At 56.6% G+C, this 13,701-nt stretch carries 12 protein-coding genes; 3 read left to right on the forward strand and 9 right to left on the reverse strand.

What is annotated here, in order from left to right; translation table 11 throughout:
- Positions 1-128: 128 nt before the first annotated feature.
- Positions 129-2,690 (reverse strand): DNA mismatch repair protein MutS, encoded by a 2,562-nt coding sequence (mutS, locus tag M8370_RS04975; RefSeq protein ID WP_129253321.1) that lies wholly within the window; start codon positions 2,688-2,690, stop codon positions 129-131.
- 524 nt (positions 2,691-3,214) lie between these two features.
- On the opposite strand from mutS, the gene M8370_RS04980 reads away from it, so the two are divergent.
- Both M8370_RS04980 and M8370_RS04985 read left to right on the forward strand, forming a co-directional pair.
- Positions 3,215-4,030, forward strand: coding sequence for a winged helix-turn-helix domain-containing protein (locus tag M8370_RS04980; RefSeq protein ID WP_038984748.1), 816 nt, complete (start codon positions 3,215-3,217; stop codon positions 4,028-4,030).
- On the forward strand, positions 4,027-4,506 hold the full coding sequence (locus M8370_RS04985; protein WP_023621089.1) for a YqeJ family protein: 480 nt from the start codon (positions 4,027-4,029) through the stop codon (positions 4,504-4,506). The genes M8370_RS04980 and M8370_RS04985 overlap by 4 nt, the downstream gene beginning before the upstream one ends.
- On the opposite strand, the gene M8370_RS04990 is transcribed toward M8370_RS04985, so the two are convergent.
- Complete coding sequence (locus M8370_RS04990; RefSeq protein WP_013098482.1) at positions 4,484-4,729, reverse strand: SymE family type I addiction module toxin; 246 nt, start codon at positions 4,727-4,729, stop codon at positions 4,484-4,486. The genes M8370_RS04985 and M8370_RS04990 overlap by 23 nt on opposite strands.
- Positions 4,730-4,903: 174 nt before the next feature.
- On the opposite strand from M8370_RS04990, the gene M8370_RS04995 reads away from it, so the two are divergent.
- Complete coding sequence (locus tag M8370_RS04995; RefSeq protein ID WP_038420491.1) at positions 4,904-5,248, forward strand: nitrous oxide-stimulated promoter family protein; 345 nt, start codon at positions 4,904-4,906, stop codon at positions 5,246-5,248.
- A gap of 5 nt (positions 5,249-5,253) precedes the next feature.
- On the opposite strand, the gene M8370_RS05000 is transcribed toward M8370_RS04995, so the two are convergent.
- From M8370_RS05000 to hypD, 7 genes are all read right to left on the reverse strand, one after another.
- The gene (locus M8370_RS05000; protein ID WP_129253333.1) at positions 5,254-6,474 is read right to left on the reverse strand and encodes an MDR family MFS transporter; all 1,221 of its coding nucleotides are present in this window, start codon (positions 6,472-6,474) and stop codon (positions 5,254-5,256) included.
- A 14-nt stretch (positions 6,475-6,488) separates the two neighbouring features.
- Positions 6,489-7,250, reverse strand: coding sequence for a siderophore ABC transporter ATP-binding protein EitC (eitC, locus tag M8370_RS05005; protein WP_038984751.1), 762 nt, complete (start codon positions 7,248-7,250; stop codon positions 6,489-6,491).
- The gene (locus M8370_RS05010) at positions 7,250-8,287 is read right to left on the reverse strand and encodes a FecCD family ABC transporter permease (protein ID WP_250020584.1); all 1,038 of its coding nucleotides are present in this window, start codon (positions 8,285-8,287) and stop codon (positions 7,250-7,252) included. The genes eitC and M8370_RS05010 overlap by 1 nt, the downstream gene beginning before the upstream one ends.
- Complete coding sequence (gene eitA / locus M8370_RS05015; protein WP_029883187.1) at positions 8,287-9,285, reverse strand: siderophore ABC transporter substrate-binding protein EitA; 999 nt, start codon at positions 9,283-9,285, stop codon at positions 8,287-8,289. The genes M8370_RS05010 and eitA overlap by 1 nt, the downstream gene beginning before the upstream one ends.
- Positions 9,286-9,436: 151 nt before the next feature.
- Positions 9,437-11,509: a formate hydrogenlyase transcriptional activator FlhA gene (gene flhA, locus M8370_RS05020; RefSeq protein WP_250020585.1), complete on the reverse strand. Its 2,073-nt coding sequence runs from the start codon at positions 11,507-11,509 to the stop codon at positions 9,437-9,439.
- A 62-nt stretch (positions 11,510-11,571) separates the two neighbouring features.
- Positions 11,572-12,582 carry a hydrogenase expression/formation protein HypE gene (gene hypE, locus M8370_RS05025; protein WP_250020587.1) on the reverse strand — a complete coding sequence of 337 codons (1,011 nt, stop codon included), beginning with the start codon at positions 12,580-12,582 and terminating at the stop codon, positions 11,572-11,574.
- A complete protein-coding gene (gene hypD / locus M8370_RS05030) occupies positions 12,579-13,700 on the reverse strand; it encodes a hydrogenase formation protein HypD (protein WP_020689281.1) in 1,122 nt (373 codons plus the stop codon). The genes hypE and hypD overlap by 4 nt, the downstream gene beginning before the upstream one ends.
- Between the last annotated feature and the right edge of the window lies 1 nt (position 13,701).

A 13,701-nucleotide genomic window follows, 5' to 3' on the forward strand; every position in this document is an offset into this window, starting at 1 on the left:
TGGCGCTGCGCTTACCGGGCGGTAACATCGTGCGGTCCTTTGCCCGGTGGCGCTACGCTTACCGGGCCTACGGGTTTTGTAGGTCGGGTAAGGCGAAGCCGCCACCCGACAAAACAGACCGCAGAAAACTAAACCAGACTTTTCAGCCGATAAATCCACTCCAGCGCCTGACGTGGCGTCAGTGAATCCGGGTCGAGATTCTCCAGCGCTTCAACGGCGGGTGACGTCTCTTCCGCAGGTGCCAGCAGCGACATCTGTGTACCGTCAATCTGGGTGGCCGCCGCATTCGGTGACAGGCTTTCCAGCTCGCGCAGTTTCTGACGCGCGCGTTTAATTACCTCTTTAGGCACACCCGCCAGTGCCGCGACGGCCAGGCCATAGCTCTTGCTCGCGGCCCCCTCCTGCACCGTGTGCATAAAGGCGATGGTATCGCCATGCTCAAGCGCATCCAGGTGGACGTTTGCCACGCCCTCCATTTTCTCCGGCAACTGCGTCAGTTCAAAGTAGTGCGTCGCGAACAGCGTCATGGCCTTGATTTTATTCGCCAGGTTTTCCGCACACGCCCATGCCAGCGACAGTCCGTCGTAGGTTGAGGTGCCGCGTCCGACTTCGTCCATCAGCACCAGGCTGTGTTCTGTCGCGTTGTGCAGGATATTGGCGGTTTCCGTCATTTCGACCATAAAGGTGGAACGGCCGCTGGCCAGATCGTCCGCCGCACCCACGCGGGTGAAGATACGATCGATGGGGCCAATCTCAACTTTCTGCGCCGGAACGTAGCTGCCGATGTAGGCGAGCAGGGCGATAAGCGCCGTCTGGCGCATATAGGTACTTTTACCGCCCATGTTCGGACCGGTAATGATCAGCATTCTTCGCTGCGGCGACAGGCTCAGCGGGTTAGCGATGAATGGCTCGTTCAGTACCTGCTCCACCACCGGGTGGCGGCCTTCGGTAATGCGAATGCCGGGCTTGTCGGTAAAGGTCGGGCAGGTATAGTTCAGCGTTTCAGCACGCTCAGCCAGATTCACCAGCACATCCAGCTCCGCCAGCGCGCCAGCGCTTAACTGCAGGTCCGCGAGGTGTGGCATCAGCATGTCGAACAGCTCGTCGTAAAGCTGCTTTTCCAGGGCCAGCGCTTTGCCTTTCGAGGTGAGAACTTTGTCCTCATACTCTTTCAGTTCAGGAATGATGTAGCGCTCAGCGTTTTTCAACGTCTGGCGACGCACATAGTGAATCGGCGCCAGATGGCTCTGCCCGCGGCTGATCTGAATATAGTAACCGTGGACTGCGTTATAGCCGACTTTCAGGGTATCGAGCCCGAGACGTTCGCGCTCGCGGATCTCCAGCTTGTCGAGGTAATCCGTTGCGCCGTCCGCCAGCGCGCGCCATTCGTCCAGCTCTTCGTTGTAGCCAGGGGCAATTACGCCACCGTCGCGCACCAGAACCGGCGGCGCATCTATGATAGCGCGCTCCAGCAGATTGCGGAGTTCAGCAAACTCGCCCATGGTTTCGCGCAGTTTCTGAACCGGTGCGCTGTCAACGTCGCTCAGTTGAGCACGCAGTTCCGGCAACTGCTGGAAGGCATGACGCATTCGTGCAAGGTCGCGAGGCCGCGCCGTGCGCAGTGCCAGGCGAGCCAGAATACGCTCCAGATCGCCCACCTGACGCAGCACAGGCTGCAGCTCGGTGTAGCGATCCTGCAGCGCGGCAATGGTCTGCTGACGACAAACGAGCGTATCCGTATCGCGGACGGGCATATGCAGCCAGCGCTTCAGCATGCGGCTGCCCATCGGCGTCACGGTGTTATCGAGGACGGATGCCAGCGTGTTCTCAACGCCACCCGCCAGGTTCTGGGTGATCTCCAGATTCCGACGCGTGGCCGCATCCATAATGATGCTGTCCTGCTGGCGCTCCATGGTGATAGAGCGGATATGCGGCAGGGCGGTGCGCTGGGTATCTTTCACATACTGCAAAAGGCAGCCCGCGGCGCACAATCCGCGCGGGGCGTTTTCCACCCCAAAGCCAATCAGATCGCGGGTACCAAACTGCAGGTTGAGCTGCTGGCGAGCGGTATCAATTTCAAATTCCCACAGCGGACGGCGGCGCAGGCCGCGACGACCTTCGATCAACGCCATTTCGGCAAAATCTTCGGCATACAGCAGTTCCGCCGGGTTGGTGCGTTGCAGCTCGGCTGCCATGGTTTCCCGGTCAGCCGGCTCGCTCAGACGAAAACGCCCGGAGCTGATATCCAGCGTGGCGTAACCAAACCCTTTGCCGTCCTGCCACAGGGCCGCCAGCAGGTTATCCTGACGCTCCTGGAGCAGGGCTTCGTCGCTAATGGTGCCTGGCGTGACGATACGCACGACCTTGCGTTCAACCGGGCCTTTTGAGGTGGCCGGATCGCCGATCTGCTCACAGATGGCAACCGACTCGCCCTGATTCACCAGCTTGGCCAGGTAGTTTTCTACCGCATGATGCGGAATGCCTGCCATCGGGATGGGTTCACCTGCCGATGCGCCACGTTTGGTCAGAGAGATGTCGAGCAGCTGCGATGCCCGTTTAGCATCGTCATAAAACAGCTCGTAAAAATCGCCCATGCGGTAAAACAGCAGGATTTCCGGATGCTGCGCTTTCAGCTTCAGGTACTGCTGCATCATTGGGGTATGGGCGTCAAAATTTTCAAGTGTACTCATTAGGTTACCGTGTCCATTTTTTTTTCAATTTCAATGAGTTGTCTTTTTTATTGTCAGGTTTCTTACTCTCTCATTGGAACGCATGACAGCCTGCGTTTCTTATCATGAATCGTTCACGGACCATGATAACGGACTCTGCTGGACAGGAAAACAGACGTGCAGGCTCTTTCGACTAAAATGCGTACCTGATTCCAGCGATACTGAAGACGTGGGCCTGTCTTGCCGCAATTGCGACAGGCACGCTGGTCCGGTAACGCTAAAGGAACACCGCGCGATATTCCTTGCGCATTAAACGTAAACGGGAATAAAGGCGTCAGAATATAACGTCATCCTTTTTTTCTGTTTCAGAAACGTATTTGTCTTCGATGTGGGGATAATATTCTATTATGCTCATATTATTTTATTTCGGTGTTACTGCTGAACAAACACCATAACTTACTGCTTTGACAAGGAATATTCGCAGAGTATACTTGCTAACTCTGGCAACAGTTTTCTGATTCTGTTTATTGCATAGTGAGTCTCATATGTTCTGGATAATTAACGATAATATTAAATTTTGTCCAGAGAAAAACTTACTTGTCTCTATGACCCGACCGGAGTTGAGCGTCATTCTGACGACGCCAGCCAGTCGTTGCCTGGTTCTTCTGCTTGAGTCCGCCCCGGAAGTGGTTAATCAAAGGGATTTCTTCACTAAAGTTTGGGGTGAAGACGGAATGTTAGTTCCGGCCAATACCCTTTATCAGAATATCTCCATTATCCGGCGTGGGCTGCGCACGACGGGAGAGACTGACGACACGCTGGTTGCCACGGTACCCAGAAAAGGGTTCCAGATTAAAAAAGAAGTTAAGGTCAGCCGAATTGAAAACGACGTAACAGAATCAGAAAGCGCGATAGCAGAAGCCCAGCCTGTCAGCGGCTCGAAAGAGGTGATTGCGGAAACTGCTGCCGTTCAGGTGAAAGATAAGACCCCGCGTCATCACTATCGTCGCTATCTTCCACTGCTTTTTATGGCCCTCTCTTTTGGGCTGGGCTATTTTATTCTTCATCTGGCGGTCCATGACTATTCCAGAAAAGACTTTTTTAAAGACTACACCATAAGCAGTACGGAAAATGGCTGCCATTTTTTCTCACGAAACGATGATATTAAAAGCAGGGGTAACTTCACGCGTTATAAGCAAATTATCATGCGAACAGGGCTCGATTGTAAAAAATACCCCTGGGCCTACTTCTCTTCATCCAGCACGGCTCCGGCACTTTCTGTACTCATTTGCAGAAAACCGTATGAGCAAGAAGAAGATGCAGGATGCGTTACGCTTTATTTTAGGGGGTACAATCAGTGACTAAAAAGTCTACTGCCATCCTGTGTCTCGTCCTGTTTGCCGTTGGGGCGCTGACGTCCTGGCTTTATCATTATCACTTAGAAAAAAAACAAAATACGGAAGCCTGTTCAGTTTCTGTTGTTGTTTACCATGAAGATGCCCGCGCAAACCTGACGCTGGATTTTATGTACACCATGCAAAAGCAGACCGGGGTCATCGCGCTAAGCGGGACATATTTTAAAAATGAGAAGGCGATAGCCTCTATCCGCCGGGATGTGTCTTATATCTGGACCGAAAACAAAGACTCTTTCCAGTTTACCTCCGTGAAGATCCATGAGGTTAATGAAGACTCCCTGCCGGATAATGTACTCGGCGACGTATTGCCTGATTTCTTTATTTATCCGAACCATAAATTGAACTATACCATTCTGAAACAAGGGCCCAGAGGGTTTCTATTTACCGTCGGTAAGCGTCCTATTTTCTTCTGCTCTCGCTGAGATCTTCTTTCAGTAGTTCGATGACAATTTTCCCCTGTTCAACCCCCACCCTGACCTGAGAGTGGGTAGTAAACCCTGCCTGCTCCAGCCAGTCGCCTTTTAAGCTCAACGCCGCATGTACGCTGTAACGTCGCGGGATTTTGGTCTTCCGGTCTTCGTGACGCTTTCTGAAATAACCGACTTTTAAGTGGCGATAGTGTTTGGTCGTGGCGATCTCTTGCATATAGCCTCCGTAACGATGAGCGACGCGTGTTGTTAATGCCTGTATAAAATACCAGTAAAAAAGGGTGGGGGTGGGCTTAATAGTGGAAGGCGGCTTCAGAAAACGAAATGCAACGACTGAAAAGTGGCAGATAAAGGAGTATTATTAATGCATGTTTTTAGTCGGTGAGCCGCTATGTCTGGTAAACGTATTTCACGGGAAAAAAAGACGATCGCCAGAATGATCGCTCTGTATGAAAAACAGTGCCCGCAGGCTTCTCAGGAAGAGGGGCATTATCAGGCGCTGAATGCCTATGCAGATAAGCGTCTGGATAAGTGCGTCTTTGGTGAGGAAAAACCGGCCTGTAAACAGTGTCCGGTACACTGCTACCAGCCCGCCCGGCGTGAAGAGATGAAGCAGATTATGCGCTGGGCGGGGCCCCGCATGCTGTGGCGTCACCCCATTCTGACGGTACGCCATCTGCTTGACGATCGTCGCCCGGTACCGGAATTACCGGAAAAGTATCGCCCGAAAAAGTAACCGTCTCAGCGTGTGAAAGGGCGACAAATGATCTTCATGGCGATCGCGCTGCATAGCGGGAACAGGGCCAGCAGCAGCCAGGGGAACATCGCCTGCGGCGAAGGCACAAGCGCACGATCCAGCAGACTGCCAAACAGCAAATTCCCCAGCAGCACCGCAACACCGCCTGCGGTGGCGAGTGCCCCGTAGTGCGCGCCAAGTGTCGATTCCTCCGCAAAGCGTGGAACCAGATCTTTCGCCGAGGGCACCAGCAGCATTTGCCCAAGCGTTAATAGCGCCACAAAACATACCGACGGCAGCAAGCGCAGCCAGCCTTCCGGCGGCACCGTCGGGGCGAACACCGCCACGCTCGCAAAAGATGCCGAGAGCAGTAAAAAGCCCACCGGCAAAATTCTCACCGCGCCCACGCGTCGTGCAAAGCGGGCCAGCGGAAGCTGCAAGGTGATGATCAGCACAGAGGCCAGCATAAACAGGGGGCCGAGATCTTTCTCGTTACCACCGGCACGCTGGATCTCTACGGGCAGCGCCAGATAGAGCTGGTTGTAGCTCAACAGCCACGAGCTGTAGGCGATGATAAAGGCGACAAAGCGCGGCTGACGGAAGGTTGTCCACCAGGGAACAATATTGAGTGCCTGCTTGCTGTGTTGCGCAGCCGGAAGGCAGAAGTAGAGCACAATCAGCGCGACGACGAAGACCCCCGCCCCCGCCAGCGCCACCTGGCGAAACCCCAGCCCCGTGAGCAACGCCCCGACAACCGGGCCCAGCACCGCGCCGAGTTCACCGCAGACGGCAAACAGCGCAAACCACTCTGCACGGCTGCGTTGACCTTTAGTCTCGCTATGCGTACCCGCCCTGGCCAGCAGCGCTTCGATGGAGGGAGAGAACAACGCGCCGCCAATGCCGGTCAGACAGGCGCCAAGGATGATGGGCCAGAGCGCGTGTCCAAATGCCAGCAGCAGATAACCCGCAACGCGGATGACGCAGCCGCAGAGGATAATGATTTTGGCACCAAAGCGGTCTGAGAGCGCACCGCCGACGATGAACATCCCCTGCTGCGAAAAGGTACGCAGCCCCAGAATCAGCCCGATAAGGCCGCCGGAAAGCAGCATGTCGTCGCGCAAAAAGATCGCCAGGAAGGGGACGACCGCGTAAAAACCGATGTTAAACACAAACTGGCTGCCCAGTAAGACGGGCGGCCAGAGCGTTGTGGCAGGGCGCAGGGGCATCATGTTACGGGCGCTTAAACGATAAAATGAATGTGTTTTTTGCCATGGAACGGCGAGATCTCGATTTTGGTTTTGACCCGAAAAACGTCCCAGAGCAACGTCTCAGAGAGGATCTCCTGCGGCGTTCCGGTGGCCACGATTTGCCCCTGCTGCATCACAATCAGCGAATCGCAGAACATCGATGCATGGTTGAGATCGTGAATAGCCACAATGCTGGTCACCGGCAGGTCGCTTATCAGGTGCATCAGCTGCATCTGATGGTGAATGTCCAGGTGGTTGGTCGGTTCATCCAGCAAAATTTCTGTAGGCGTCTGCGCCAGCGCCCTGGCGATATGCACGCGCTGGCGCTCCCCGCCGGAGAGGCTCAGCCAGCCCTGATCGCTTTTTTCCAGCATATCCACCCGCTGCAGGGCGGCGGTAACGGTCTCGTCATCCTGCTTGCTCCAGTTCGAGAACGGGGAGTGATGCGGGATGCGACCAAGTTTGACGACATCGCGAACGCGCATATTGGCATCGGTCATGCCGTGCTGTTCAACGAAGGCCACCCGGCGCGCAAGCTGCTTTTTGGCGATGCGGGAAATGTCCTGACCGTCCAGCGTCACACAGCCCGCATCCGGGCGGCGCAGGCCAGCCAGAATGCGCAGAAGCGATGATTTACCGCAACCATTAGGGCCAAGCAGTCCTACCGTTTCACCGCGCGCCACCTTGAGCGACACGTTATTGACGATGACCTTTTTGCCTACCTTCCAGGTAATATTTTCAGCGCAGATACTCATTACTTATTCCTTGAGCGGTAGATGATCACGGCAAAGAACGGCACGCCAACCAGGGCGGTTACCACCCCGACGGGCAGACTTTGCGGGGCAATCAGCATGCGCGAGGCGATATCTGCCAGCACCATCAGGATCGCCCCCGCCAGTGCGCTGGCAATCAGCAGGGTTCGATGCAGAGGACCGAACAAGAAACGCATGACGTGCGGAACCACCAGCCCGACAAAGCCGATTGAGCCCGCCATACTGACGATGGTTGCAGTAATCAATGCGGTGGTGGTAAAGAGCGCCAGGCGCACCCAGGGGACGGCAATCCCCAGCGAGGCCGCGGCGTCGTCACCAAAGGTAAAGGCATCCAGCGCCCGGGAATAGTAGAGGCAAATGGCTAACCCAATCAGCACCACAACCAGTGCCAGCTGGAATTCAGGCCAGCGTACACCGCTAAAGCTGCCCAGCAGCCAGAACATCACATCACGCGCCTGCTGCGCGCTGGCAGAGGTGCTGATGGTATAGGCGGTGATGGCGTTGAAGAGCTGAGAGGCGGCTACGCCCGCCAGAATGGTGCGCTCGTTGCCGCCGCGCGCGCCGTTGGTCAGAAAGGCGATAAACGCAAAGGCGGCGAATGCGCCGGCAAACGCGCCCGCAGAGAGCGACACCGCGCCGGTCCCCATCCCCAGCACCACGACGGAAACCGCGCCGGTGGACGCCCCCGCAGAGACGCCGAGCACGTAAGGTTCAGCCAGCGCGTTTTTCAGCAGGCTCTGCAAAACCGCGCCGCAGATAGCCAGCCCCGCGCCGCAGCAGGCCGCCACCAGCGCGCGGCTCAGGCGGAAGTCCCAGATCACGCTCTCATAGATGCGGTTGAGCGGAACCGCGGTCAGCCCCAGCTTATTACCGATAGCATAAAAGACATTGGACAGCGGAATCGACAACTCTCCGACGCTTACGCCAAGGGCGATCACCAGAAACAGCAGGACAATAGCCAGCAGAGCGGAAGTGGTCAGGAACAGGCCCTGTCGGGCCTGAAGTACGGCTGCCGTCATCAGTTCAGCCCCAGTTTTCTGAGCTGTTCGCCCACCTGTTCAGCGCCATAAATGGTACGGATCGTCGGGTTCATTGCCTGGCCGTCCATCACCACGATATGGCCTTTTTTGACGGCCTCAAGCTGGCTGACGGCCGGATCGCTTTTCAGGAATTTGATTTTCTCTTCCGCGTTATCCAGCGCCCAGCGGTTACGGTCGAGGCTTGAGACCACAATCACGTCCGGGTTAGCGGCAATGATGCTTTCCCAGCCCACGGTTGGCCATTCGGCCTCGGCGGTGATGGCGTTATGGCCACCCAGTACGTCAGCGATAAAGCCTGAGGCGCTGTTTTTACCGCCCACGTAGGCATCAGCAGAAGGAGAGGCGCTTGAGAACCAGAACACAAAGGAGAGGTCTTTTTTGCTTTTGCCAAATTCTTTGCGCAGGTCTGCCTCACGTTTTTTGAAGCTGGCGATAACGGCCTGACCACGGTCTTCAACGTTGAAAATTTTGGCGAAATCTTCAATCTCTTTATAAAGGTATGTCATGTCCCACAGCTTCTGGCGGCTGCCGTACATATCGCCCGAGGCTTTTTTAGTGGCGCACATGCCCGGTGATAAATAGCTGTTCACGCCGACGGTAGCCAGATCCTCACGTTTTGCGACCTTACTTTCTGGCCCGAGCAGCAGCGGCAATTGTGCAGGAACAAAATCGGGGTTTTGCGCAAGGATAGATTCCAGCGTAGGAATTTCGACGGTGAGCGTTTTGATTTTGGCATTCTGTTCCGCCAGCTGCGGCAGCACTTTGGTCGGCCAGAAGGCGCTGGCCTTCACCTTATCTTCCAGGCCCAGCAGAAGCAAAATCTCAACGGTATTTTGACCAAGGGCCACGACGCGTTCCGGCGCTTTGGTGAAGGTCTCTTTATAACCGCAGTTTTCAATGGTCAGAGGATAAGTGGTTGCCAGAGCAGAACTGACCGACGCAACCGCCAGGCCTAACGCGCAGATGACCTTCTTCATTAAACGCTACCCTTCATTAAAGTTATTTTTGATGCAAATGAAACTCATTATTAAGGCGGAATTTTATACAGAGGAAAATATTGTGTGTCAATGAGGGACAATAACGCAGGGTGACAAAAGGCGGTGCCAGAAAGCACCGCCGGAATGCGCCTTAAATCAGGCTCTCTTTATCTATTCCAAGGCGCTTCATGCGCGACAGCAGGGTGGTGCGTTTTAACCCCAGACGCTGGGCTGCCCCTTTCGGCCCGGCCACCACGCCGTTGGTCTCTTTCAGTACGCGGACGATCAATTGATATTCATCTTCCCCGTCCTGGGCCACGTCGGTCGCGGCCGCGGGAGAGTCCGGCAGAGAAACCTCCGGCAGGGAGAGTTGCAGCACATTACCGCGCGTCAGCAGCACCGCACGCTCAATGACGTTTTCCAGCTCGCGCACGTTGCCGGGCCACTCCATCGAGGAAAGGGTGCGTAACGTCTCGGCGGGAATGCTGTCGATGTTGCGTCCCATCCGGCGGGCAATTTTGGCGGTAAACGCTTTGACCAGCAACGGGATATCTTCCGGGCGCTCGCGCAGGGGCGGCAGGCAAATCGGGAACACGTTCAGGCGATAGTAGAGGTCGCTGCGAAACTCGCGGTCGGCGACCATTTTTTTCAGATCGCGGTTGGTGGCGGCAATCAGCCGCACGTCGGTCTGAATCAGCTTATTGCTGCCAAGACGTTCGAACTCCTGTTCCTGCAGCACACGCAGCAGTTTAGGCTGTAGCTCCAGCGGCATATCGCCCACTTCGTCGAGGAACAGCGAGCTTTTATCCGCCAGTTCGAAACGGCCCAGGCGCTGGCTGCTGGCACCGGTAAACGCGCCGCGCTCATGGCCAAAGAGATCGCTTTCCAGCAGACCCGCAGGCATGGCGGCACAGTTCATTTTCACCATCCGGCGGCTGTTGCGGTTGCTGAGATTGTGGATCGCGCGGGCAATCAACTCCTTACCCGTACCGGTTTCGCCCAGGATCAGCACTGTACTGTCGCTTTGCGCGACCATCTCCACCTGTTTGAGCACGCTGTACATGGCATCACTGCGTCCGATGATTTCGCCAAACTCGCTGTCGACATTGTTAAGCTGTTCCGTCAGCGCCAGGTTTTCATCCACCAGCCGTTCTTTCAGACGGTGGATCTCCTGATACGCCAGCGCGTTATCCAGCGCGATGGAGATACGCTCGGCAATCTGACGCAGCAGCTTCAGGTTGGCGGTGGTGAACACCCCTTCCTCACACTGCGCCAGCTTCAGAACGCCCAGCATGGTGTTACCGGACATCAACGGCAGCAGGCACAGAGTCTGAATTTTGTTGCCCCAGATGTTAAACAGCATTCGCTCGTAAGGCGCCATCACATCCTGCTCGCTGAGATTGAGCAGCAGGATCTCCTTGCTTTTAAACACCCGTTCAGAAAGGGTTCCCGCTTCATCCACCTCGCTCTGCTCATGGGCCGGGTTCGCTTCGTCGAGATAGTGCGTGGAGTAGATGTTGAGCTTGCCCTTGCGATGGCCGCGCAAGGCAATGCTGATGGCGTCAATTTTGAAGTAGTGATGGATCTCCTTCGACACTTCGCTGACCAGCTCATCCATGTCGAGACGGGAGAGCACGGCGTTGGTGATTGCCACCAGAATGCGGAAGTTGTCACGCTCACGGCTCAGCAGGTCGTAATCCACATTATTGCTTACGCGGCTTTGGATCTGCTCGGCGACGACGGCCACTATCTGGGTGAAGGTGTGCAGACGCTCATATTCCGCCTCGCTCCATGGCTGGTCGGTATTACGGATAAACTCGCAGCCACCAAAAATGTGGCCTTCCACCGCCAGCGGCAGCAGGCTGTAATGACCAAACGGCTGATATAAGGCGCTCCGGGCCAGCATCGGCCACGCCTGACGGAACTCCTCAAAATTGCAGTGCAGCGCTTCCGGCCGGGAAAGAATACGGCGTATCGGCCCGTGAGCGAGATACGTTTCGTCTTCGTATTCAAATGCTTTTCCGTTTTCTCGTGTGGAGAAGTAGCTCGCACGATGGCTCCCGCTATGCCAGAGCACAATGGCGGCGCTGTCTGCCATTGCAGATTGCCTGACCAGACGCGTCAGGGCATCGCTCAGCGCACCCAGGTCGGGCTGCTGTAAAAGTGTTCGCGTAATGTCGAACAGACCCTGCTGTCCGAGATCGCTCATCGGTGTATACGGCATAGTGCTTTCCAGTAGAAACGGGCAAAAAAATAAATTCCGTGCCGACCGCTTTTCGCGCGGTTCTAGCAAATGCGGGGTAACGGTTCCGCGTGCGGCAGATCCAGCGTGCGCTTCACGCCATACAGTCCGGCCAGGCGCACCCCTTTGCGCTCAACCACCTCACCAATTATCGCGGCCTCTTTTCCTGACGGATGCGCCCGCAACTGTTCAAGTACGGCTTCGGCCGCGGTGCGCTCAACGCCTATCACCAGCTTGCCTTCGTTAGCAAAATTGAGCGGATCCAGACCCAGCAGCTCGCACAGTCCGCGAACCGCAGGCTTCACGGGCAGGCTGCGCTCAGTAAGTTCAATACCGCAGCCGCAGCAGGCCGCGAACTCATGCACCACGGCATTGACGCCGCCACGGGTGGCATCCCGCAGGGCTTTCACGCCGGGGATCGCCCGCAGCGTCTGGATAAGCGGGGTGAGCACCGCGCAGTCGCTGCGCAGTTCCCCGTCCAGCCCCAGCCCTTCGCGCAGGTTAAGGATGGTCGCCCCGTGACAGCCCAGCGTGCCGCTGACCAGCAGCACGTCGCCCACGGCCAGTTGCTGCGCGCCCCAGTGAATATCGGCGGGGATCGCCCCCATCCCGGCGGTGTTGATAAAGAGCTTATCCGCCGCGCCGCGCTGCACCACCTTGGTATCGCCGGTGACGATAGCAATCCCTGCCTCGCGCGCGGTGTGCGCCATGCTGCTGACCACCGCCGCGAGCGTCTCCATCGGCAAACCTTCTTCAAGGATAAATCCGCAGGAGAGGTAGCGCGGAATGGCACCACTGACGGCGATATCGTTCGCGGTACCGCAGACGGCCAGCTTGCCGATATCGCCGCCGGGGAAGAACAGCGGGTCAATCACATAGCTGTCGGTGGAGAAGGCCAGCCTGTCGCCATGGGCGGTGAGGGAAGCGAGGTCAATGCGGGCCTGGTCTTCCTGCTCGGCGAGCCAGGGGTTATCAAAGGCCTCCATAAACAGCCGGTTTATCAGCTGCTGCATCGCCAGACCGCCGCTGCCGTGCGCCATTTCAACCGTGTTCATGCTTCACTCTCCTGGTTGCGGTACTGATACCACGCGGCACATGCCCCTTCGGAAGAGACCATCAGCGCGCCAAATGCCGTTTGCGGGTTACAGGTGTTGCCAAATAACGGGCAGTGGTGGGGTTTACATCTTCCGGTAAGGACCTCGCCACAGCGGGCCTGGGGATCGTCGCAAACCTGTTGTGGCTGTGGGCGGAAATGCGTTTCTGCATCAAACGACCGGTAGGCTGGGGTCAGGCGCACGCCGGATTCAGCAATCAACCCCAGCCCGCGCCACTCGCTGTCGCCCTCAACGCTAAATACGTCAGCTATCGCCTGCTGCGCCCGTTCATTTCCGGCATCCGGCACCACGCGGCGGTACTGATTTTCCACCGCGCTCAGGGCTGCTATTTTCTGCTCAACCAACATGGTGACGCCTTGCAGTAGATCAAGAGGTTCGAAACCAGCGACGACTAATGGGCGATGGTAATCGTCAGCGATAAAGCCGTAGGCCCCGGTACCGATCACCATGCTGACATGGCCCGGTGCCAGGAACGCGTCAATGCCGTTGTCCGGGGCGTCCAGCAGGCTGCGCAGCGTCGGGATAAGCGTAATGTGCTGACAGAAAAAGAAAAAATTGGTGACATTGCTGCGTTTTGCCTGCTGCAGCGTGATCGCCGTAGCGGGCATGGTGGTCTCAAAACCCAGCCCGAAAAATACCACCTTTCGGCCAGGGTTATCGGTTGCAAGCTTCAGGGCATCCATCGGCGAGTACACGATGCGCACATCCGCGCCGCGCGCTTTGGCCTGCAGCAGCGAGCCCTTTTTCCCCGGCACGCGCATCGCGTCGCCAAAGGTACAGAAAATGACGTCAGGCTGGCTGGCGATCTCGATACAGCTGTCGATGCGCCCCATGGGCAGCACGCAAACCGGGCAGCCCGGGCCGTGGATAAACTCTATGTTGTCCGGCAGCAGTTGATCGAGGCCAAATTTGAAAATGGCATGGGTGTGCCCGCCGCAGACTTCCATGATCCGCAGCGGCTTTTCCGCCGTGTGCTTCAGCAGGGCGGCCCGCGTTTTCAGATGACCGATAAGCTGCATCACCTGCTCAGGTGCGCGGTATTCATCAACGTAACGCATA

It is taken from the genome of Enterobacter cloacae complex sp. OE43NF (assembly GCF_023544405.1).
GTDB lineage: Bacteria > Pseudomonadota > Gammaproteobacteria > Enterobacterales > Enterobacteriaceae > Enterobacter > Enterobacter cloacae.

What these genes read in the sequence shown, in the direction of transcription:
- M8370_RS05000 (WP_129253333.1), bottom strand. Translation starts at nt 6,474, where the DNA reads ATGCCCCTGCGCCCTGCCACAACGCTCTGGCCGCCCGTCTTACTGGGC.
- M8370_RS05010 (WP_250020584.1), bottom strand. Translation starts at nt 8,287, where the DNA reads ATGACGGCAGCCGTACTTCAGGCCCGACAGGGCCTGTTCCTGACCACT.
- M8370_RS04990 (WP_013098482.1), bottom strand. Translation starts at nt 4,729, where the DNA reads ATGCAAGAGATCGCCACGACCAAACACTATCGCCACTTAAAAGTCGGT.
- hypE (WP_250020587.1), bottom strand. Translation starts at nt 12,582, where the DNA reads ATGAACACGGTTGAAATGGCGCACGGCAGCGGCGGTCTGGCGATGCAG.
- eitC (WP_038984751.1), bottom strand. Translation starts at nt 7,250, where the DNA reads ATGAGTATCTGCGCTGAAAATATTACCTGGAAGGTAGGCAAAAAGGTC.
- flhA (WP_250020585.1), bottom strand. Translation starts at nt 11,509, where the DNA reads ATGCCGTATACACCGATGAGCGATCTCGGACAGCAGGGTCTGTTCGAC.
- hypD (WP_020689281.1), bottom strand. Translation starts at nt 13,700, where the DNA reads ATGCGTTACGTTGATGAATACCGCGCACCTGAGCAGGTGATGCAGCTT.
- M8370_RS04995 (WP_038420491.1), top strand. Translation starts at nt 4,904, where the DNA reads ATGTCTGGTAAACGTATTTCACGGGAAAAAAAGACGATCGCCAGAATG.
- M8370_RS04980 (WP_038984748.1), top strand. Translation starts at nt 3,215, where the DNA reads ATGTTCTGGATAATTAACGATAATATTAAATTTTGTCCAGAGAAAAAC.
- mutS (WP_129253321.1), bottom strand. Translation starts at nt 2,690, where the DNA reads ATGAGTACACTTGAAAATTTTGACGCCCATACCCCAATGATGCAGCAG.
- eitA (WP_029883187.1), bottom strand. Translation starts at nt 9,285, where the DNA reads ATGAAGAAGGTCATCTGCGCGTTAGGCCTGGCGGTTGCGTCGGTCAGT.